This is a genomic window from Bradyrhizobium sp. 6(2017), from assembly GCF_011058295.2.
GTDB classification, from domain to species: Bacteria; Pseudomonadota; Alphaproteobacteria; order Rhizobiales; family Xanthobacteraceae; genus Bradyrhizobium; species Bradyrhizobium septentrionale.
Window position 1 is genome coordinate 599,326 of sequence record NZ_CP049289.2, and the last position, 19,817, is coordinate 619,142.

General features: G+C 62.4%; 13 protein-coding genes, 1 tRNA gene and 1 pseudogene. 11 read left to right on the plus strand and 4 right to left on the minus strand.

What is annotated here, in order from left to right:
- The first annotated feature begins 16 nt into the window (after nucleotides 1-16).
- The 3 genes from G6P99_RS02890 (at nucleotide 17) to G6P99_RS02900 (ending at nucleotide 2,896) form a co-directional block, all read left to right on the plus strand.
- Complete coding sequence (locus G6P99_RS02890; protein ID WP_334262164.1) at nucleotides 17-1,219, plus strand: c-type cytochrome; 1,203 nt, start codon at nucleotides 17-19, stop codon at nucleotides 1,217-1,219.
- Between the two features lie 138 nt (nucleotides 1,220-1,357).
- Entirely contained in the window at nucleotides 1,358-2,038 is a 681-nt protein-coding gene (locus G6P99_RS02895; protein WP_029080553.1) for a response regulator, read from the plus strand.
- A gap of 81 nt (nucleotides 2,039-2,119) precedes the next feature.
- Entirely contained in the window at nucleotides 2,120-2,896 is a 777-nt protein-coding gene (locus tag G6P99_RS02900) for a LuxR C-terminal-related transcriptional regulator (RefSeq protein ID WP_245284648.1), read from the plus strand.
- Between the two features lie 102 nt (nucleotides 2,897-2,998).
- Here the strand turns inward: G6P99_RS02900 and G6P99_RS02905 are convergent, their stop codons facing one another.
- Together G6P99_RS02905 and G6P99_RS02910 are read right to left on the minus strand one after the other, a co-directional pair.
- Nucleotides 2,999-4,372, minus strand: coding sequence for a hybrid sensor histidine kinase/response regulator (locus tag G6P99_RS02905; protein ID WP_029080551.1), 1,374 nt, complete (start codon nucleotides 4,370-4,372; stop codon nucleotides 2,999-3,001).
- Complete coding sequence (locus tag G6P99_RS02910; protein ID WP_029080550.1) at nucleotides 4,369-5,541, minus strand: FIST N-terminal domain-containing protein; 1,173 nt, start codon at nucleotides 5,539-5,541, stop codon at nucleotides 4,369-4,371. The genes G6P99_RS02905 and G6P99_RS02910 overlap by 4 nt, the downstream gene beginning before the upstream one ends.
- A gap of 462 nt (nucleotides 5,542-6,003) precedes the next feature.
- Here G6P99_RS02910 and G6P99_RS02915 point away from each other — a divergent pair, with 462 nt between their 5' ends.
- The 5 genes from G6P99_RS02915 (at nucleotide 6,004) to G6P99_RS02935 (ending at nucleotide 13,752) form a co-directional block, all read left to right on the plus strand.
- Nucleotides 6,004-8,037, plus strand: a complete 2,034-nt coding sequence (locus G6P99_RS02915; RefSeq protein ID WP_029080549.1) for a methyl-accepting chemotaxis protein — start codon at nucleotides 6,004-6,006, stop codon at nucleotides 8,035-8,037.
- 336 nt (nucleotides 8,038-8,373) lie between these two features.
- Complete coding sequence (locus tag G6P99_RS02920; protein ID WP_029080548.1) at nucleotides 8,374-9,864, plus strand: MFS transporter; 1,491 nt, start codon at nucleotides 8,374-8,376, stop codon at nucleotides 9,862-9,864.
- 6 nt (nucleotides 9,865-9,870) lie between these two features.
- Nucleotides 9,871-10,701, plus strand: a complete 831-nt coding sequence (gene otsB, locus G6P99_RS02925; RefSeq protein WP_029080547.1) for a trehalose-phosphatase — start codon at nucleotides 9,871-9,873, stop codon at nucleotides 10,699-10,701.
- 213 nt (nucleotides 10,702-10,914) lie between these two features.
- The gene (gene otsA, locus G6P99_RS02930; RefSeq protein ID WP_029080546.1) at nucleotides 10,915-12,366 is read left to right on the plus strand and encodes an alpha,alpha-trehalose-phosphate synthase (UDP-forming); all 1,452 of its coding nucleotides are present in this window, start codon (nucleotides 10,915-10,917) and stop codon (nucleotides 12,364-12,366) included.
- Between the two features lie 1,296 nt (nucleotides 12,367-13,662).
- Nucleotides 13,663-13,752, plus strand: a tRNA-Ser gene (locus tag G6P99_RS02935).
- Between the two features lie 1,714 nt (nucleotides 13,753-15,466).
- Here the strand turns inward: G6P99_RS02935 and G6P99_RS02940 are convergent.
- Nucleotides 15,467-15,634 (minus strand): hypothetical protein, encoded by a 168-nt coding sequence (locus G6P99_RS02940; RefSeq protein ID WP_156928458.1) that lies wholly within the window; start codon nucleotides 15,632-15,634, stop codon nucleotides 15,467-15,469.
- Between G6P99_RS02940 and G6P99_RS02945 the strand changes: the two genes are divergently transcribed.
- Complete coding sequence (locus G6P99_RS02945; RefSeq protein WP_156928459.1) at nucleotides 15,633-16,304, plus strand: hypothetical protein; 672 nt, start codon at nucleotides 15,633-15,635, stop codon at nucleotides 16,302-16,304. The two genes, G6P99_RS02940 and G6P99_RS02945, sit on opposite strands and share 2 nt — an antisense overlap.
- Nucleotides 16,305-16,857: 553 nt before the next feature.
- On the opposite strand, the pseudogene G6P99_RS02950 reads toward G6P99_RS02945, so the two are convergent.
- Nucleotides 16,858-17,616 (minus strand): annotated as a pseudogene (locus tag G6P99_RS02950) (IS110 family transposase); the annotation flags it as partial.
- Nucleotides 17,617-17,724: 108 nt separating this feature from the next.
- Between G6P99_RS02950 and G6P99_RS02955 the strand changes: the two are divergent.
- Nucleotides 17,725-17,916, plus strand: coding sequence for a hypothetical protein (locus tag G6P99_RS02955; protein ID WP_029079660.1), 192 nt, complete (start codon nucleotides 17,725-17,727; stop codon nucleotides 17,914-17,916).
- Nucleotides 17,917-18,298: 382 nt separating this feature from the next.
- A complete protein-coding gene (locus G6P99_RS02960) occupies nucleotides 18,299-18,826 on the plus strand; it encodes a PRC-barrel domain-containing protein (protein ID WP_165127171.1) in 528 nt (175 codons plus the stop codon).
- Nucleotides 18,827-19,817: the final 991 nt, after the last annotated feature.

A 19,817-nucleotide genomic window follows, 5' to 3' on the forward strand; every position in this document is an offset into this window, starting at 1 on the left:
GGAGGCAGCATTGTCCGTGTCCTGCATCAATCGGAACGAAGTGCCCAAATGTGCGCGCGGCGCGCAGTTGGGAAGGGCGATCCGGGCCGTGCTGCTCTCCACCGCGCTGCTCGCGCCGGCCCTGTCGGCCGGCGCAGACGAGGCCAGGCCGCCGCTGCGGCTCTGCGCCGACCCGACCAATCTGCCGTTCTCGAGCGACGATCCCGGCAAGCCGGGCCTCTATCTCGAGATCGGCCAGGCGGTGGCGCAAAAGCTCGGCCGCACGGTGAGCACCAATTGGTACAAGTCCTATTTCGGCAAGCGCACCGTGCGGGAGACGCTGCTCAGCAAGCAGTGCGACGCCATGGTCGGGCTGCCGCTGATCGACGATTTCATGGGCCCGGCGGTGATCTTCTCGAAGCCGATCGCCCATGAAGGCTATGCGCTGGTCGGCGCCAGGGATCGCAAGCTGGCTGGCATCGACGACCTCAAGGGGTTGCGGGTTGCGGTGCAGTATCAGTCGACGCCGCAGAACCTGCTGGCGCTGCGTGACGATATCCAGAAGGTCACCGTGCTGAGCCCGGAGGAGGGCATGGCGGCGCTCGATCAGGGCAAGCTCGACATCGCCTTCATCTGGGCGCCGGTGGCGGGCTGGCTCAACAAGACCAGCTATGGCGACAAATATCAGATCGTGGCGACCGAGGGCGACGGCCTCTTGTGGGCGACCGCGATCGGCTTCGCCAAGGCGTCCGGCGCGCTGCGCGATGAGGTCGACGGCGTGCTGCCGTCGCTGCAGCCAGAGATTTCGGCCCTGTTCGCCAAATATGGCGTGCCGGACGGCGCCCCGGTCAAGTTCGGCCAGGCGGCTCCGGCGACGACGTCGTCTGTCGGGGCAAGCGAGCCTGTCACGGTAGGGCAGGCGGCCGCGGCCGAGAAGCCGGTTCAGACCGCGGCGACCGCCGGGGATGCCAAGGGGGACGCCACGGCGGGGCGGGAGGTCTTCAACGGCACCTGCGCCCATTGTCATGGCCCGGATGCGGTGCAGGCCGAGCGGAAGATCGACCTCAGGCTGCTGAAGAAGCGCTATGCTGACGAGATGGAATCGGCCTTCTGGAAGACGGTCCATGACGGGCGGCCAGCCAAGGGCATGCCGGCCTGGAAGGATGTCTTCAGCGACGACGAGCTCAGAAACGTATATGCCTATCTGCAGAGCGTGCAGGATCCCGGCGGGTCGAACTAGCCGCGGCCATCGGCGATTGGAGCGTTGTCAAGCGAAGTGGATACCGGTTCGCGTGAAGAAAACGCGTCAAAACAAGAATCGAGAGCCCCGTTCCGATTCAATCGGAACGGAAATGGCTCTAGCTGTGCGAGGGTCCTCATGATGGGGTTCCTGATCATCGACGATCACCCTCTGTTTGGCGAGGCGCTTGGCAATGCCATCCGCATCTCGCACCCAGATGCCCGGATCTATGAGGCGACCTCGATCAAGGGAGCGCTCGGCATCCTCGCCAGCGAACCGAACATCGATCTGGCTCTGCTCGACCTGCTGCTGCCCGATGTCGTCGGCTTCTCCGGCTTCCAGAAGATCCGGGATCGCTATCCGCGGCTGCCGATCGCCATCGTCTCGAGCGAGGAGGACAAGCACACCATCCGCGAGGCGCTGGAGATGGGCGCGGTCGGCTATCTGCCGAAATCGACCTCGCTCGGCGAGCTCTCGCAGGCGATCGCGCGGGTGCTGAGCGGGTCGGTCTCGGCGCCGCGGGACTTCGTCGCGGTCGGCGCGCTGGATCAATCCGAGACGGCGCGGACGCTGCGCGAGCGGATCCAGAAGCTGACGCCGCAGCAGATTCGCGTGCTGCACCTGATCATCCGCGGCCTGCAGAACCGCGAGATCGCCACCGAGCTCAAGCTCGCGGAGTCCACCGTGAAGGCGCATGTGACCGAGATCCTGCGCAAGCTGAAGCTGTTCAGCCGCAACAAGGCGATCATCGAGCTCGGCAAGATCCCGCTTCCTGTCGCCGACGCCTGCGCGGGCGCGAAGGTGGAGAAGGCGCCCTAGACTTGCTGCACTGCGAGGCGCGCGCATTGAAGGTCGCCCCTATAGGCTGCCGGTCGGCTTTGGGATAACGTCGTGCGCACAATGGCTGTCATCAGCGATCCGAGGGAGGACGGCGCAGCATTGACCACGACCGCGCCCCTGGCGGACGAGCCGCCGCTCAGCAAGGCGGGTGCGCCTCGACTGCTGATCGTCGAGGATCACCCGCTGTTCCGCGCCGCCCTGATCGGCGTGATCGGGGCCGAGTTTCCCGATGCCGAGGTGCTGCAGGCGACCTCGATCGACGGTGCGCTGGACGTGATCGCCGCGCGCGACGGCCTCGATCTGATCCTGCTGGATCTGTCGATGCCCGGGACCACGGGCCTGCTTGGCGCCTACCGGGTACGCGCCGCCGCGCCGCGCAGTGCGCTGGTGATCGTGTCGGCGCATGACGATTCGCGGATCATCGGCGGGGCGATCTCGCTCGGTATTTCCGGCTTCATCCCGAAATCGACGCCGAAGGTCGAACTGGCGCGGCTGTTGCGCGGCATCCTCGAAGGCGAGGTGTGCCTGCCGACCCGCTTCCGCGACACCGCTGCTGCCCGCAAGGGCCAGGCCGAGACGCGCGAACTGATGCAGCATCTCGGCCAGTTCACCGCGCAGCAGCTTCGCGTGCTGGACATGATCTGCCGCGGGCTGCAGAACAAGCACATCGCCTATGAGCTCGATATCTCGGTGACCACCGTGAAGGTGCACGTCTCGGAGATCCTGCGGAAGCTCGGCGTGCGCAGCCGGACCGAGGCCATCATCGCGATGTCGAAGCTGGACTTCGGCAAGCACGACCACGCGCCGGTGACGGCGTCGCCGTCGCGCGACGCCTAGAGCCTTTCCCGTTCCGATGGAATCGGAACGGGGCTCTAGGTTTTTGTTTTGACGCGTTTTCTTCACGCGAACCGGTATCCACTTCGCTCGAAAACGCTCTCGTCACAGCCGCGCGGCCGACTGCTCCGCCGCCAGCAGGAACGACAGCAGCGAGCGCATCTCGGCGGGCTTGATCGGCTTCTTCAATAACTCATGGCCGTAGGCCGATACGTCGGAGGCAGCCTTGGCCGAGTAGTCGGCGGTCACGATGATCGCCGGAACCATGGCGTTGATCTCGCCGCGGATCACGTCGACGGCCTGGATGCCGGTCTCGCCATTGTCGAGATGCAGGTCGGCGATGATCGCGTCGGGAATGCCGTCGAGCGCGTGGATGCGCTCCAGCGCCTCGGTCTTGGAGATCGTCACCGCGACGTCGCAGCCCCATTTCTCCAGCAGGTGGGCGAGACCCTCGGCGCTCGAGAGGTCGTTCTCGATCAGCAGGATTTTCGCGCCCTCCATGCCGCCATAGCGATAGTCGACGCTGGCCTGCTCGCGCACCGGGATCGCAACCGGATCGAGGGTGCGCGGCACCGTGACCGCGAACACCGAGCCCTTGCCGGCGCGCGAATCCAGCCTGATGTCATGGCCGAGCAGGTCGGCAAACCGCCGCACGATCGAAAGGCCCAGTCCGATGCCTGCCTTGTCGCCGGCGCTGGCCTCGCCGCGCTGAAACTCGACGAAGATGGCCTCGCGCTGGGCTTCCGGGATGCCCGGCCCGGTGTCGTGCACCTCGATGCAGATATCGTCGCCCTTGAGGCGGCATCCCATCAGCACGGTGCCGCGCTGGGTGTAGCGCAGCGCATTGGCTACAAGGTTCTGCAGGATCCGGCGCAGCATCAGCGGATCGGAGCGCACCACCGCGGACGACGGCATGATCTTGAAGCCGAGGTTGCGCTTGGCGGCGGTCGCCACGAATTCCTGCTCTAGCGGCTCGAACAGCGAGGCGATCGCAACCGGGCCGAACTCGGGTCGAAGCACGCCTGCATCGAGCTTCGAGATGTCGAGCAGCGTCCGCAGCATGTCCTCGAGCGTCGCCAGCGAACGGTCGATCTGGTCGGTCAGCGCGACGCCCTTGGGCTCGGGTGCCATTTCAGTGAGCGCAGACAGCGTCAGCCTTGCCGCGTTCAGCGGCTGCAACAGGTCGTGCGTCACCGAAATCAGCACCGATGATTTCAGCGAGCTTGCCGCCTCGGCCTGCTGCTTGGCCTGCAGCAGGCGTCCATTGGTCTTTTCCAGCGATTGCAGCGCCTGCTTGAGCTGCTTGGTGCGGTCGCGGACCTGCTGATCGAGCGCAATCGCGGTCTCGAACAGCGAGAACGCGTTGAGCTGCTGGTCGGTCGAACGTTCGACGCGCGACATCAGCGCCGCGTTGATCTTGCGCAGCTTCTCGGCCTCGCGTTCGAGGGCGGCAATTCGCGTGGTCTTGGTGTCGGTCATTGCGGCGCGATAGCCCGCTTGCCGATGGCGATGCCGGTCAGTGTCTGGTTGACATGCATGGAGCGATACTGCTCGCCATAGGTCTGAAAGCCAATCACTTTGTTGCGGCGATAGAGCTCCGACATCTCCCGCGACAGCTGGCGTTGCTCGACATCGAGCCGGCGCAGCACGCATTCGAAGCCGATGAACATCGAAACCTCGCCGAGATCCTCGGTCAGCTCCTCGAGCAGGCGGCTGGTGACGTCGATCGGATCGCGCTCGCGCGCCACCGTCAGCACCATGCCCTCGTCGATGGCGCAGAAGAATTGCAGCGACCCGTCCGGATTGGTGCGCTGGATCGACCGCGCGTAATAGGCGCCGCCGACGCGGACCAGGACCGGATGCGCGGCGAAGGAGAACAATTCGAGCTTGCTGTCGCTGAGGCCGACGGCGCGGGAATATTCCAGCGCGGCCGGCTCGGCATTCAATTCCTTGACGATGCGGTGCTCGGTATCAGCCTCGGTCACCACCATCTTGGTCGAGGTCGGCTCGAAATGGTCGCACTTGAACAGGCGGAACGGCAGCCGGGTCCGGATCAGGATCAGGACGGCGGCGTCGGTATGGGCCTCGCCGCCATGGAACACCCAGGACTTCTCGAAGCGCAGACCGTCGCCGGCCGAGCCGCCGACCACCGGAATGTCGCCGAGCGCTGCATAGATCGCCGACATGATGGTCTCCTCACGCTGGCACATGCCGTCGATGAAGAGCAGCCCGAAGGAATCCTCGGTGTGGTCGCAATGCTCGGTGCGCTGCGCGAATTCGTTCTGCAACTCGGTGCAGATCGAGCGGCCATGATCGACCCGAAACGTCGCGAGGTCGAACAGCGGCCGCGCCGCGATGACGAAATCGGCTGCGTTGAAGCCCATCGCGACGACGCTGTCCTCGTCCCAGCCGCTGGGCGACAATTCGCCGGCCGTGGTGCAGCCGAAGATCGGAACGTTGGGCATCCGGCGGGACAGTTCGGCAATGAATTCCTGCGGGTCATAGAACGGCGACACGAACACCACGAGCATTGCGAGATCAGCTGACGCCAATTGGCGTGCGATCTCGTCCGCTGCTTGCCGCGGCCCGTCGGTCTTTGCCTGCACCACGACAATGCTGTCGGTGGCGCTGCCGTTCTCCTTCGCCAAAGGCGTTCTCCCTGACCAGAATTTTTTGCTTTTCTTGGCGCGGCCGGTTGAGGCAGCGCGGGTCGTAAGGGCATACGGGCCATGCCGCGATTGGTTGCGGTCAGGCCGGTCGATAAATTCTAGGTCGTGAGGGGGAATGTCATTGGCCGGACTCCGCCGGCAGCTTCGCTCGCCGCAAGCGCCAACGGCGCCGCTCGACGCGATGACATGGGACACCTCCCGATGTGTTCTCCTGGCCCGGACAGGGACAGGTTTGATCAGTTCTAAACTATCGGGCCGGTCCCGCGCGTCAATCACCAAGCCCACCCACCTGGCCCGACCAAGGTAGTAGCGTGCCGATTCAGGCGAACTTGTTGCCCATTTACCGGGCCTTATCGATTCTGCCTTAGTTTTGCCCTCCGGGGTCTGGGGCGGGTTGCCGCCGGACCCCGCGTGGTTTTCAGAATGAAGACGGGGGTTGGAATGCCGGGACTCAAGCGATCGCTCTCGATCAGGTTCCCAACCCTCAGATTCCGCGCCAAGATCATGCTCGGCTTTGCCGTCACGCTGGCGCTGTCGGCAGCCACCATGGGCTTCGCCTATATGGGCTTCGAGCGGGTCTCCGCGGGCGTCGGCTCCTATCGCCAGAGCGTCGCGGAAGCCGACCTCGCCCGCAACATCGATCGCGAACTGATCTCCTACCGCTCGCTGGCACGCTACTATGTCGCGACCGGCAAGGAGGACGACGCCAAGGCGGCGCTCGCCGCCGAAGCCAGCCTGAAGGACGCCATCATGGCGTCGATGAAGGGCACCACCAACCCGGCCCGGCTCGAGCAGATCACCAAGCTGGAGCGTGAATTCCGCGCCTTCACCAAGATCTTTGCCGAGATCGTCCGGATCAAGGACGAGAGTGCGCAGACGGCGCAAAATAAGCTCGTCCGCAGCGCGACCTCGATGCGCTACAAGCTCGACGACCTCCCGAGCAATGCCGATGATTCCGAGCTGCAGTCGATCCAGTTCGGTGCCAAGAAGGTGGCCGACCAACTGCAGTCGATCACCGGGGCGGTCAACACTTTCGTCGTCAACGGCGACAAGACCGTCGCCTCCAGTGCGCTCGCCCGGCTGAAATTCGCCGACAATCTGGTGAAGGGGATCACCTCGCAGAACGAGCGAATCACGCAAGGGGTGAAGGAAATCACTGCGCTGCTCGAAGAATATCGCGAGGCGCTCGCCAAGCTGATCGCCAATGCGAAGTCGATCGACGAATTGACCGTCGAGATGACGGAATCCGCGGCCGCGATCAGCCAGGGCGCGGCGGCGATGAAGTCCGATCTGTTCGCCGACCAAAAGCGACTTGAGAGCGAATCGCACACGATGATCGGCGACACCGAGCAGCTGATCCTGATGCTCGCCGCCGGCAGCTTCGTGCTCGGGCTGGTCTGGGCGTTCCTGCTCGGCAAGGGCATTTCGCGGCCGATCGCGGCGATGTGTGCGGCGATGCGCGAACTCGCGGCGGGCAATTTCGATGTCGTGCTGCCCGGCCTCGGCCGCCGTGACGAGCTCGGCGAGATGGCCGGCGCCGTTGAGGAGTTCAAGGTTCAGGCGGTCGCCAAGGCCGAGCGCGATGCCGCGACCCAGGAAGCGCAGAACAAGGCGAGCGCTGCGACGCGGCGCACCGAGCTGATTCGTTTTGCCGACGAATTCGAATCCGCCGTCGGCGCGATCGTCTCCAACGTGTCGGCTTCCGCCGTGCAGCTCGAGTCGGCCGCCGGCACGCTGACCCGGACTGCGGAGACCACGCAGAACCTGTCCAGCCAGGTCGCCGGCTCCTCCGAGGAGGCCGCCAGCAACATGCAGTCGGTGGCTTCGGCGACCGAGGAATTGTCCGCATCCGTCGACGAGATCGGCCGCCGCGCCAAGGAATCCAGCCAGATCGCCGATTCCGCCGTGCGTCAGGCCGAGCAGACCGATGCGCGGATCGGCAAGCTCTCGCGTGCCGCGCAGGAGATCGGCGACGTGGTCAAGCTGATCACGGCGATCGCCGAGCAGACCAATTTGCTGGCGCTGAACGCCACCATCGAGGCCGCACGCGCCGGCGATGCGGGCCGTGGCTTCGCGGTGGTCGCCTCCGAGGTGAAGTCGCTGGCGAGCCAGACCGCCAGGGCCACCGACGAGATCTCCAGCCACATCTCGGGCATGCAGGCCGCGACGCAGGAATCGGTCGCCGCGATCAAGGAGATCGGCGGCACCATCGGGCAGATCTCCGGGATCGCGACCAACATCGCGAGCTCGGTCGCGCAGCAGAGCGCGGCAACGCAGGAGATCGCGCGCAGCGTGCAGAACGTCGCGCAGGGCACCCAGGAAACCGCCTCGAGCGTCACCCAGGTCAACCGCGGCGCCACCGAGACGGGAGCTGCCTCCGAAGAGGTGCTGAACTCGGCGCGCTCGCTGTCGGTCGAGAGCTCGCGGCTGCGCGAGGAGCTCGACCGTTTCATGGCGAACATCCGCGCCGCGTAGACCCACAAGTGTCGTCCCGGCGAAGGCCGGGACCCATAACCACCACTCATTATTGTTGTACCTGCAATTCACCGCGTGCCCATTGACGTGGCCGCGGCGTATGGGTCCCGGCCTTCGCCGGGACGACGGAATTAATTGCTTTCGCCAGGACGAGGACATCGATCCCGCTCGAACTGTCTTCAGTGATACGGCGGTTTTGCTCGCTTTTCCGCATTGCGGGAACCCTCGCCGGCCTGCGGCGTTGACGTCGCGTGGCGGGCACTCCGTTTGCCGCAATCCTGGGAGGGAGAACCTTGGAACGCATCGTTCCGGGGATTTTTCCATTGGTCCATTCTGATGACACTGCAGCGGACACAGTTGAGCTCTGCGACGACGCACGAGGCGGTGGCGCCAGCCACGCCGAATGACGACCGCGTGATCGAGACCTCGATCCCGCTTCGGCTCGACAATCTCAGCTGGAGCGGTTTTCACACCCGCGTCGTGCTCGCGCTCGGCATCACCTGGATTCTCGACGGGCTCGAGGTGACATTGGCCGGTGCGCTGTCGGGCGCGCTGAAGGACAGCCCGGCGATGCACTTCACCAACGCCGATGTCGGCCTCGCCAGCAGCGCCTATCTCGCCGGCGCCGTGCTCGGCGCGCTCGGCTTTGGCTGGCTCACCGACCGGATCGGGCGCAAGAAGCTGTTCTTCATCACGCTCGCGGTTTACCTCTCGGCGACGGCTGCAACCGCGCTGTCGTGGAACGTCGCGAGCTACGCGCTGTTTCGTTTCCTCACCGGTGCCGGCATCGGCGGCGAATACACCGCGATCAACTCGACCATCCAGGAACTGGTGCCGGCGCGCTATCGCGGCTGGACCGATCTCGTCATCAACGGCAGCTTCTGGATCGGCGCCGCGATCGGCGCGCTGAGCGCGATCGTCCTGCTCGATCCCGCATTGCTTGCGCCGGACCACGGCTGGCGGATCGCCTATTTCACCGGCGCGGTGCTTGGCCTCTTCGTGCTGCTGATGCGGATGTGGATTCCAGAAAGCCCGCGCTGGCTGATGATCCATGGCCGCCCCGAAGAAGCCCACAGGATCGTGGCCGATATCGAGACCTCCGCGCTGGGCCACGAGCAGCCGAGCGAGGGTTTTGAGAAGATCAGGATTCGGATGCGCGATCACACGCCGCTGCGCGAGGTCGCGGTGACGCTGTTCTCGACCTACCGGCAGCGCTCGCTGGTCGGGCTGACGCTGATGGCCGCGCAGGCCTTCTTCTACAACGCGATCTTCTTCACTTTCGCACTGATCCTGACCGATTTCTTCGGCATCGCCGCCAGCCATGTCGGCTGGTACATCCTGCCCTTCGCTGCCGGCAACTTCCTCGGCCCGCTGCTGCTCGGCCGCCTGTTCGATACGGTGGGCCGCCGCACCATGATCACACTGACCTATGGCATCTCCGGCGTGCTGCTTGCGTTGTCCGGCTATCTGTTCTCGATCGGCGTGTTGAGCGCGCAGACCCAGACCATCGCCTGGATGGTGATCTTCTTCTTTGCTTCGCCCGCGGCGAGCGCCGCCTATCTCACCGTCAGCGAGACGTTTCCGCTGGAGGTTCGCGCGCTCGCAATCGCCGTCTTCTATGCCGTTGGCACCGGCATCGGCGGCGTGATCGGGCCGGCGCTGTTCGGCGTGCTGATCGACACCGGATCGCGCAACAGCGTGTTCGCCGGCTACCTTCTGGGGGCGGCACTCATGATGGTCGCCGCAGCGGTCGCGTGGCGCTATGCCGTCGCGGCCGAGCGAAAATCGCTCGAATCCGTCGCGCGACCGTTGGCATTTGTGGAGTAGACTAGGATGAAGCATGATTTGGCCGAAATGCCCGTGGATGATGACATCACCCCTGACCACGCGACCGATAATGTGCCGGCGCCGGCGTCGCTGATCCCGCCGCTGGGACAGACCGCAGTGCTGCTCGATATCGACGGCACGCTGCTCGATCTCGCGCCGACGCCGCGCGAGGTCTGGGTACCGCCGGATCTGTCGACCACGCTGAAGCGATTGCATGAGCGCACCAGCGGCGCGCTGGCGCTGGTCAGCGGCCGCTCGCTCAACGACATCGACCTGATCTTCGCGCCCGACCAGTTTCCCGCGATCGGCGGCCATGGTGCCGAGATGCGGTTGCAGCCGGACAGCGAGGCGGTCGCCGCGCACGCGCCGCCGCTGGACAAGGAATTGAAGCGCCGTCTCGCCGCGATCGCCAAGCTCAGCCCCGGCATTCTGCTCGAGGACAAGGGCTATTCGCTGGCGCTGCACTATCGGCTGGCGCCGCATGCGGAGAAGGCGATCTATGAAGCGGTGTCGCTGATCCGCGCCGATTTGCCGAATGCGCCGATCGAGGTGCTGCCGGGCAAGAGCGTCTGCGAGATCAAGCACTCTGGCTTCACCAAGGCGACCGGCGTGCTCGAACTGATGACGCATGAGCCGTTCAGGGGACGCCGCCCGTTCTTCATCGGGGACGACGTCACCGACGAGACCGTGTTCGGCATCATGCCCGACTTCAATGGTCTCGCATTCTCCGTCGGCCGTCGCGCAACCGGCGTCGCTGGGCATTTCGATGGGCCGAGCGATGTGCGTGAATTCCTTGCGCGTCTGCTCGACGACGATAGGGACGTCAGCCTGTCCTAACCAAATCATCTGCATTGCACGTCGCGTCGCGCACTCCTGAATGCGGTTGTTTTGCGTCGTGACGTGCATCTCGCATGAATTTTTCTTTTTGCGAGTTCCTGCGAGTTCCTTCAGCGCATGCCAGAATTTGGTTTCAATTGGGAGAAATCTTGATCCGGAACCATCTTGATGAATGGTTGTTAATACGCGAGTTGACCAACAGGAGGGGACCTGGTGAACCTCGTCGTCGTATCGAACCGCGTCTCGCGCGGAAAACCCAATGAACCCATGACGGGGGGGCTGGCTGCGGCATTGTTGCCGGTGGTGGAAAAGACAGGGGCAATATGGGTTGGTTCCAGCGGACGTGTCCGCGACGGGAACCACAAGGAACCTTTTGCAGAGGTCGAGGCCCTCGGTGCGGGCGCGCTGGCGATGCTCGATCTGCCGGCCGCGCACTATGGCGGCTATTACGAAGGCTTTGCCAATTCGGCGCTGTGGCCCGCGATGCATTCGCGCGCCGATCTGATTCGTGCCTCGCACGAGGACTACACGAGCTATCGCGAAGTGAACGCGTTCATGGCGCGCGCGCTGTTGCGCTTCCGCAAGCCTGATTCCGTGTTCTGGATCCAGGACTATCATTTCCTCGCACTCGGCGCCGAGCTGCGCGATCTCGGTGTCACGCAGCCGATCGGCTTCTTCCTGCACACGCCATGGCCGGCGCGCGCGGTGATCGCAGGCGTGCCCAATCATCGCGCGCTGATCGAAGCGATGCTGTCCTACGACCTGATCGGCTTCCAGACCGACGAGGACTGCGAGAACTTCCTGAGCTACGTGCAGCACGAGCTCGCGTTCGAGGTGCGTGACGGCGTCATCAACTCGTCGTTCGGCCACACTCGCGCCGCGGTGTTTCCGATCGGCATCGATCCCGGCAAATTCGCCCAGCAGGCGACCAAGGCGATGATGCATCCCGACGTGACGCGGCTGCGGCGCAGCCTCAACGGCGAGAAGCTCGCGATCGGCGTCGACCGGCTCGACTATTCCAAGGGTCTGGTCAACCGCATCAAGGCGTTCGACAAGATGTGGACGCTGCACCCGGCACTGAAGCGCTCGGTGTCGCTGCTGCAGATCGCAACGCCCTCGCGCGGCGCGATCGAGGCTTACGGCAATCTGCAGAGCGAGGTGGCGAAGCTCGTCACCGACGTCAATGGCGAGCATGGCGAGGTCGACTGGACCCCGATCCGCTACCTCAACAAGGGCTTTGGCCAGGGCGTGCTCGCCGGCCTCTACCGCACCGCGCAGGTCGGCGTGGTGACGCCGCTGCAGGACGGCATGAACCTCGTCGCCAAGGAATATGTCGCAGCCCAAAACCCGGCGGATCCCGGCGTGCTGGTGCTGTCGAAATTCGCCGGCGCGGCGAACGAACTCGATGCTGCACTGCTGGTCAATCCGCACGACATCGACGGCATGGCGCGCACCTTGGCGACGGCGCTCGCGATGCCGCTGACCGAGCGGCGGATGCGCTGGGAAGCCATGATGGAGAAGCTCAACAGCGGCACCATCCAGCAATGGTTCGCGGATTTCATCGAGGCGCTGCAGGATACGCACAGTGCGGGAAACGCGGCGCTGCCTGAGCCACCGAGCCTGTGGCCGCGCCGCACGGCGGATCTTGCCGCGCGATATCACTAGTCGCATCGCATAGCAGGATGGGCATGTTTGCGCTTGCCCGTCCTCGTGCATCGTCGTCTTCCGATTCAACTGTCAAACAGCCTGTTCGGTGTCATCATCCGCGTATGCGGTGATCCGGTATTCGAGAGGCGCCTGTGCGTGAGCCGAGAGGCTGCGGCGTACTGGATCGCCCGGTCCCGTCTACGCCAAGGCTTCGACGAGGCCAAGAACCCCTGGCGCGCCGAAGCTTTAGCGAAGGCGGCGAGCCGAGCGATGACAGCGCGGCTGCATCACACACGATCGTCGTCCTGGCCTAGTGCGCAATTGCGCACGGGAGCCAGGACCCATAGCCACCGCACCTGATGATGAGCGGGATCGTGGCCCCAGCATAGTGCAACAATTCTCATTGGGGGTGATGGGTCCTGGCCTTCGCCAGGACGACACCGAATGTGTTGCACGGGTTGTGACATGCTTTCGCATTCTCGCGACATGATTTGTCCGAGCTTTGCTTCTCGTTCCGCCCTCTCCTTGAATAGAGGGCGCAGGGAAAGCCGGGTGCCGATCGCACCCATGGGCCCCGAGCAAAGGTAGAAAGCTCGGGGGTGGGACCACAGGTGTAACCGGAGAAATCCGGCTTTCCCTGCGCGATGGATTACGGCTTACTTCGTGCTCTCCCCGGCGAGACTGGGCTTGCTTGTCACCGCCCCCGCATCACGCCATCGCGTTTTGCGAGGGGACACCGGCCGCTAGGGCGTCAGGACCACACGACTTCACCGTCCGCTTCACACGCATTCGTCGACTGCGCGCTCGGCTCCCACCGCATCTCACCGCAACACCCGTGACGATGCGCAGCGCCCCTCGATCGGGTGAGACGGGACTTTCATACACTGAGTTTCATTTCTGATAAAGCGAAATGTTTTCGCGCGAGGGGCTTGCGCCGTCGGGCAACTCAGTGGCAGGGGGCTGCGGCTCTATCGACTCGTCATTCCCCGGTGCGCAATTGCGCATCTGAGGGCAGCCCGCAGGGTTGAGCCCGGAATCCATCGGAGCACGGAACAAGCGGCGAAATGGATTCCGGGCTCATGCTTCGCATGCCCCGGAATGACGGAGGACGGATCGGTCGGCTGTATCAATTGATTTGCGCCGGTCTCTGACCAGTCACTGGCCAAAATCTCTCGCAGAGGCAAGCGAGGCCGCGGCGCGCGGCTGCCGTCACCGCAAATTTACCCAATCTTTTCAATCCATTGGGGAAATTTCGCGCTCCGGCCCCGCGCTCCCTTGCAAAATCCGCCCCGTCCCTTCAAGAGAGGGCCTCCCGGAGAGATGGCCGAGTGGCTTAAGGCGCACGCTTGGAAAGCGTGTGTGCGGGAAACCGTACCGTGGGTTCGAATCCCACTCTCTCCGCCACATGCCATTGAAATTGTTTAGTACTTTAGCTAACCGTGTTCGTGACCCCCGGATCAGCCCCCGCCGTGGCAGGTCCGAGGCCCCCTAAAGCCAAAGCGAAATACGTTTGGGGACCTCCCGAAGGGGCGGATATGTGCATATTTTGTTCCACGGAGCCAATCTTTGGGGGCGGCGTCCGCCGGGCCCAGCTCCCGACCTGTAGGTTGTAACCTCGGCAGCCCCGAGGTGCTATGTCAAGCGGGCCATGCGGCGCGGCAAACATGTGAGCACAGTGAGGAAGCAGGGGTGACCGACCTGAGGGCTAACGAGCGCAATAATTCGGATGGTATCATCGTGCTACGTACAGGTGAGACTCCACCCCTGCCCAATGGCAGGTTGTCGAAGTGCCGCACGACCTACGCGCCGACGATCTGGACTCGAGGATCACAAACATGGAAACGAGCGACCCAGCGGATATCGAATGACTAGAGACGGACAGCGGCGGTTTCCTAAACCGTAGGTCGCATGTTCGAGTCATGCCGGGATCGCCAATAGTTTCAGTGACTTAGGCCATAGAACCCAAGGCCGAACCAAGCCGAAAAACGTGTAAGGGTAAGCAGCCGGGTAACTATCCGATCAATGCGAGGCGCGATGCTTGTTCGGGGCAGTAGCGCGGCCCTAGGAGGCGCGCGGCCGGGTCCGGGTGCGGGGTCCGGGACGGGCCGAAACCCGCTCCGGACAGCCCCGCTGCAATGCCTCGGGCCGCTTCCGGGTCGATCCTATGGGTTCGCGCCGCCTTTGATCCACGTCAACGGTCCCTCATCTCGTCGCGAGATGATTCTGCCTATGACCCCCAACGACGAACCACCGCCCCTGCCGGAACCTACGCCTGCACCCAAGCCGAAGCGCAAGGGCGCGGCAGATGGACGAGACGCTGGTCGAGGCGCGGGCTAATATCGAGGAGTACGCCGACGACTTGCGGCAGCTGATCAAGAAGCTCCGGCAGCGGTGGTGGCATTGAGGCCAAGGCGCGGCTCGCGAAAAGCCCGGCAGCCAGACGCAATGGAACCCGCACCAATATAAGGGTGTCCTATCAGCACTGCGCTGATCCAGTGCGCGACCGCTGAGCACAAGGGTGGCTGACATTCTTCTCCCAATTGAGGAAGCCGTGAAGCTCGCGTCCACTTAGCGCGAGACAGTCGAATTCGTGACCTAGCAACGGCGGACAAGCCACTACCGTCACGCCATTAAGATTTCACCATCCCCGACACGTAGATAACCACCGGAACGTCAATTTTTCTCTTTGGCATTTGCTGATTCGGGCCTTCGGCATTCCGCGCCAGTTGTCCACACGGCATCCACGGACTCTGCACTACGCACCATTCGTGTTAGGAATCGTGAATCGGCGCAGCTGATTCCGCCTTTCTCTGCCCTTGCACCCGGACGCCCTTCAACGCCCGGGGCACAAGGGTGCCTCGGGCACCGGGACCATTCCCGGCATGGAGAAAACGCAATATGAAGCTTTGGTGTCCGACAAACCAGCCGGTGGCGGTGCGAGAGTATCGTCGCCTAAGATTTGGGAAATGGGAAATTGTTCGCGAACACTGTCGGGGCTTGCCCCACCGCTAAAGCGAAACAAGCCCCAAACTTGGTCTGCCACGACCCGGCTCCCCTTCGGGGGAGCCATTTTTTTAGTGCGATTACACAGTAAGGATTCGGCTGACTCTGTAAAGAGTCAGGCTTTCTTTTTTGATGCTACAGGCTTCCTTTTGGCCTGCTTTTTCGACTTCGCCACCCGACGCTGCGGTGGGCTTTTCGACACCACCTCAACGGCGCGCTCAAAGCGCTGCCAAGCGTCAGATTCTAGTTCGATTTCCTTTTCCGCATGAGGCTTTTTCGCCATGCCACCACAACCATTGTCCAAAGTTCGCCCGAAAGCCGAAGCCCTGCCCGCCGCCGAAACACTTTACAAGCAGCGCCCTAACCTGGCTCCGCTAGCAATGGCGGTAATAGCACATTGGTCAGAGATCGAAGTAAAAACCGCTTCAATGTTAGCGTTTCTACTCCGCGCAGAGGCGGCGCCGACGATGGCGATGATTCAAGCAATCCGCAGCGCAAGCGCCCAAATGGATGTCATCGAAGCCGCCGGATCAGTAAAGATCACCGGCGAAGATCTCGAAATATTCTGGGCCGTCTTACGCCTTGCGCGCAAGGCAGCAAAGAAACGACACCCAATAGCCCATCACGTTTGGGCGTTCGCCATGGACATGACGGACGCGGTATTGCTTGTCGAGCCGTCCGCCTACCAAGAGATGTTCGTTAGACTATCCACGACCAAGGTGCCGATGGTCGGCAGCTTGGATAACGAGCGCGTCATGGTGTACCGGGAGCGCGATTTTTTGGAAATAATCGAGGAAATGAAAACTGTTGCGCGGTGCATTGACCTCGCAACATGGCTCCTTAATGGGCGTGACCCTGTATCGCCCAAAACATCTGAGCTGCTATTTGCCGAGCCCTTGTTTCAGGAAGCCTTGTTGTGGACGAAGAAGAATCGTCCTCGTCCAGCAGAATAGCCACCACCACGTCGAAGAATGTCGGCAAATCGCAGTTTATGGTTTCGGGCGCGCATCTCCTGATTCGGGGCAGCTAGGAATTTTGTCCATCTGGGCAATCTGAACAATAGCATGTTGATTTGGATCAGATGCACGCCGCGGCAATCTGAATTTTCCCAATCGGCTTTTGAAATGCAACGAGGCTGAACGGGCTCTACACGGATCGTCTCCTTGCACATAGAAAAAGAAAGTATGCGCACACCGATGCGTCGACCTACAAGGTCATCACTCCGTTTAAGGGCACTTAGCGCGCGTACTCATCTGTGGACGCCCCGCCAGATGCAAGCGGTTTTTGAAGAAGATTGGCACGTAGTCGGATGCTGCCATCTGTCCGGCCTCTGATGCAGCGATGGAGCTGCGGGCCCGTATGGGAGTTCGCGGACCGGAACCAAATCATAAATGCGTGCTCCAGGCACGATGAGTACATCTGGTTCTTCCGGCCCCGTCTCGCCGACTGTTGCGCCATACCCTCCTTCGACCGACTACACCTCTGACGACCTCTGGCCCGCCAAGATCACGCCTTGGCGGCAACCGGAGCTCTGTAGTTTTCGCACTTGACGAGTAGCGCCCAGACGATCCGCGCCATCTTGTTAGCGAGCGCGACGGTTACCAGCATCCGCGGTTTACGAGCCAGCATCTGTTCGAGCCACGAACCCCTTGGCGCACCGCGTTTGCTCGCCTGTTGCACGACCGCGCTGCTGCCGATGATGAGGAGGCGCCTGAGCGTGCGTTCGCCCATCTTGGATGTCGCCCCGAGCTTCTGCTTGCCGCCTGTCGATCTTTGAAGAGGCGTGAGACCCAACCAAGCGGCGAAGTCACGGCCTTTGGCAAAGGTCTCGGCCGGCGGTGCTAGAGCGGCGATCGCGGTGGCGGAGATTGGGCCAATGCCGGGAACGGTCATTAGCCGGCGCGATACTTCGTCCTCGCGAGCACGTCGCGCGATTTCCTGGTCGAGGTCCGCGACCTTGCCATTGAGGTCGGTCAGCAGGTCCAACATCAATCGGAACATGGCGTGGGCCGCTTTGGGAAGCGAGCTGGCCATCTCTTCTTCCTCGATCAGGTCGGTAAGCATCGCCACGTGCGACGGCCCCTTAGGTGCGACCCAACCATATTCAGTGAGGTGTCCCCGGATCGCGTTGATGAGCTGCGTTCGCTGCCGCACTAACAGGTCACGGGTCCGAAACACCAGACCCGCCGCCTGTTGCTGTTCGCTCTTCACGGCCACAAACCGCATGCTCGGCCGCTGCGCTGCTTCGCAGATCGCCTCGGCATCGATCCCCAGCAATTCTTGTGCTCAATCCTCATAGATCTGTTGCACTTCAGTAACTCCATTCCAGTCCAAGAGGCTGTAAAAGTTCAGCTGGGGGCTGGAAGTGACGGCATGTTTGATGTGTATCTAAATTATAAACGCGACTATCTGCTCGTGGTCCCGAGGGGGAAACCGATCCCGATCCACGAAAACCCGGGCCGATGGCGGAAGAAGAAAGCGGCTGCTGCAGTAAGCGACGAGATCAAGTTGACCGTGCAAAAACACGGTTACTACCGACGCAAGCTGGGCAAAGCTCAAAACTAGCCCTTCAGCGGCAGGGGCTCCACGCAAGCATCGTGGCTCTCTCATGCGTTCGGAGCGCGCCTTCGTCTTAGGCGGGCTTGGGAACTGCTAGGCGGTCCCCATCAGTTTCTTGAAAGCCGAAGACTTCAAATTTTCTAGGTTGCGTTCGCCGGCTCCGCTGCCGTTTTGCCGAGTCATGCGGCGCGGGCTGCCGTCCCTAACTGAACGGTATTGCTGTTGGCGGGATCGTCCCGCGTCCGCAATCGCGCCGCCTTGGGTCGAGCGCGATTGTGTCACGGAACAACGTCAGTTCAGAGACCTCACCAGCACGGATAACTGCCGTTCCATCACTGGAACCAAACTTTCTGCGCCCTGTTGTTCCCCTAACCAATGGAGGAACATCATGATTTCGAAATGCCTTGCAATCGCATTCCTTGCTACTGCGTCGATGACCGGCGCGGCGTCGGCGCAAGCCACGAACCAGGTGGATTCGACTACCACTGCCACCACGCACAAGGTGGGTGAATGGCGCGCGTCTAAGCTCGCCGGCGTGAATGTGTACAATGAAGCAAACGAGAAGATCGGTGATATCAACGAGGTGATCTTGGATAGGTCAGGCAAGGTGGCCAATGTCATTCTGGGTGTGGGTGGCGTTCTCGGCTTGGGCGAACACTACGTGGCAGTCACCTTCGATAAGCTGAAGTGGGTTGACCAACCGGTGACCTCGACAACTGCGTCGACAACGTCCGCCCCAGCGAATGCTCCTGCAGCGACTTCCGCTCCAGACAGCACCACGCGAACCACGACCGGTGCCGCAACTACGACCACGACAACCACCACCACTAGCGCCAGTAAGAGTTGGTACCCTGATCACGCAGTGCTTAACGCCACTAAGGATGAATTGAAGGCCATGCCGGAGTTTAAGTACTAACTCTCGCCTGCGATCCGAAGCCGCCCCCCACCGGGGCGGCTTTTTGTTTGAGTGGCCGGATCGATGACGCGTCCGTTGCTAGGGGGCGCCCTCTCTTTTCGCCACCATCGGAGCCATTGGTTTTGACCGGATTGTCTGTGCGACATTCTGACCAATATGAAGGAGTCCTTTGGGCGAGCGCAGCAACGCCAATAAACTTTTTCTGGCGATGATCAATTTTATACAGACGGCCCCGATCTATCCTGCACTTAATGGCCGATTGCCGGTCACGACGCATATTAGCAATCAGCCCGACGCGGTCCGTCGGGCTTTTGCAGATGAGTGAGTCGACTTGGTGTGTGACAACATGGAGAGATGCAATGAGAGCTTTCTCAATTGTCGGACTGCTGTTTGCAGCAGTGGTGTTGGCGACGGTTCCGGTCTCGCCGCAGGTGACACCGCGCGGCTTGGAGTTAAGCGTTGATCAAGCGCAGGCCTACACGTACCGGCGTGCTCGCGTGACTGCGCGTCGTGTCGACCGTCGCGTGTACCGCCATACGCGTCGCGCCGTGCGGCGTGGCGTTTATTAACGGAGCGCGATGGGCGCTGGTCGAGTGATCGAGCCGCGCCGACGAGGTGATTGAGTCACTGCAGTTCATGGATGTCGTTTGCCGCACTTCATGAGTCCGAGTTGTGGCCCATAGGTAGGTATGACCACTGGAATGTCGGCTCTTCGAGGTGAACCGGAAGTCCCCGGTTCGGTACCCACAATATAATGACCCGGAACAAGTGTTGTTCGGGAGTCTTAACGCTGCTTGGATCGCCTTCCTGCCCACGGCGTCCTGCTTAGACGGCTTCAGTGTCCCCACATTGGGGCCGTCTTGCTGAACGAAATTTTCAATAGCGGTCAATATTGACCAGCCCGAATTGTTGCGTCGGGCAAGACTAGCTCCATCGCCGTCCGCAATAGGCAAGTTATCGGCGACAGAGAGATCAGCAATGCTCCCGCCAA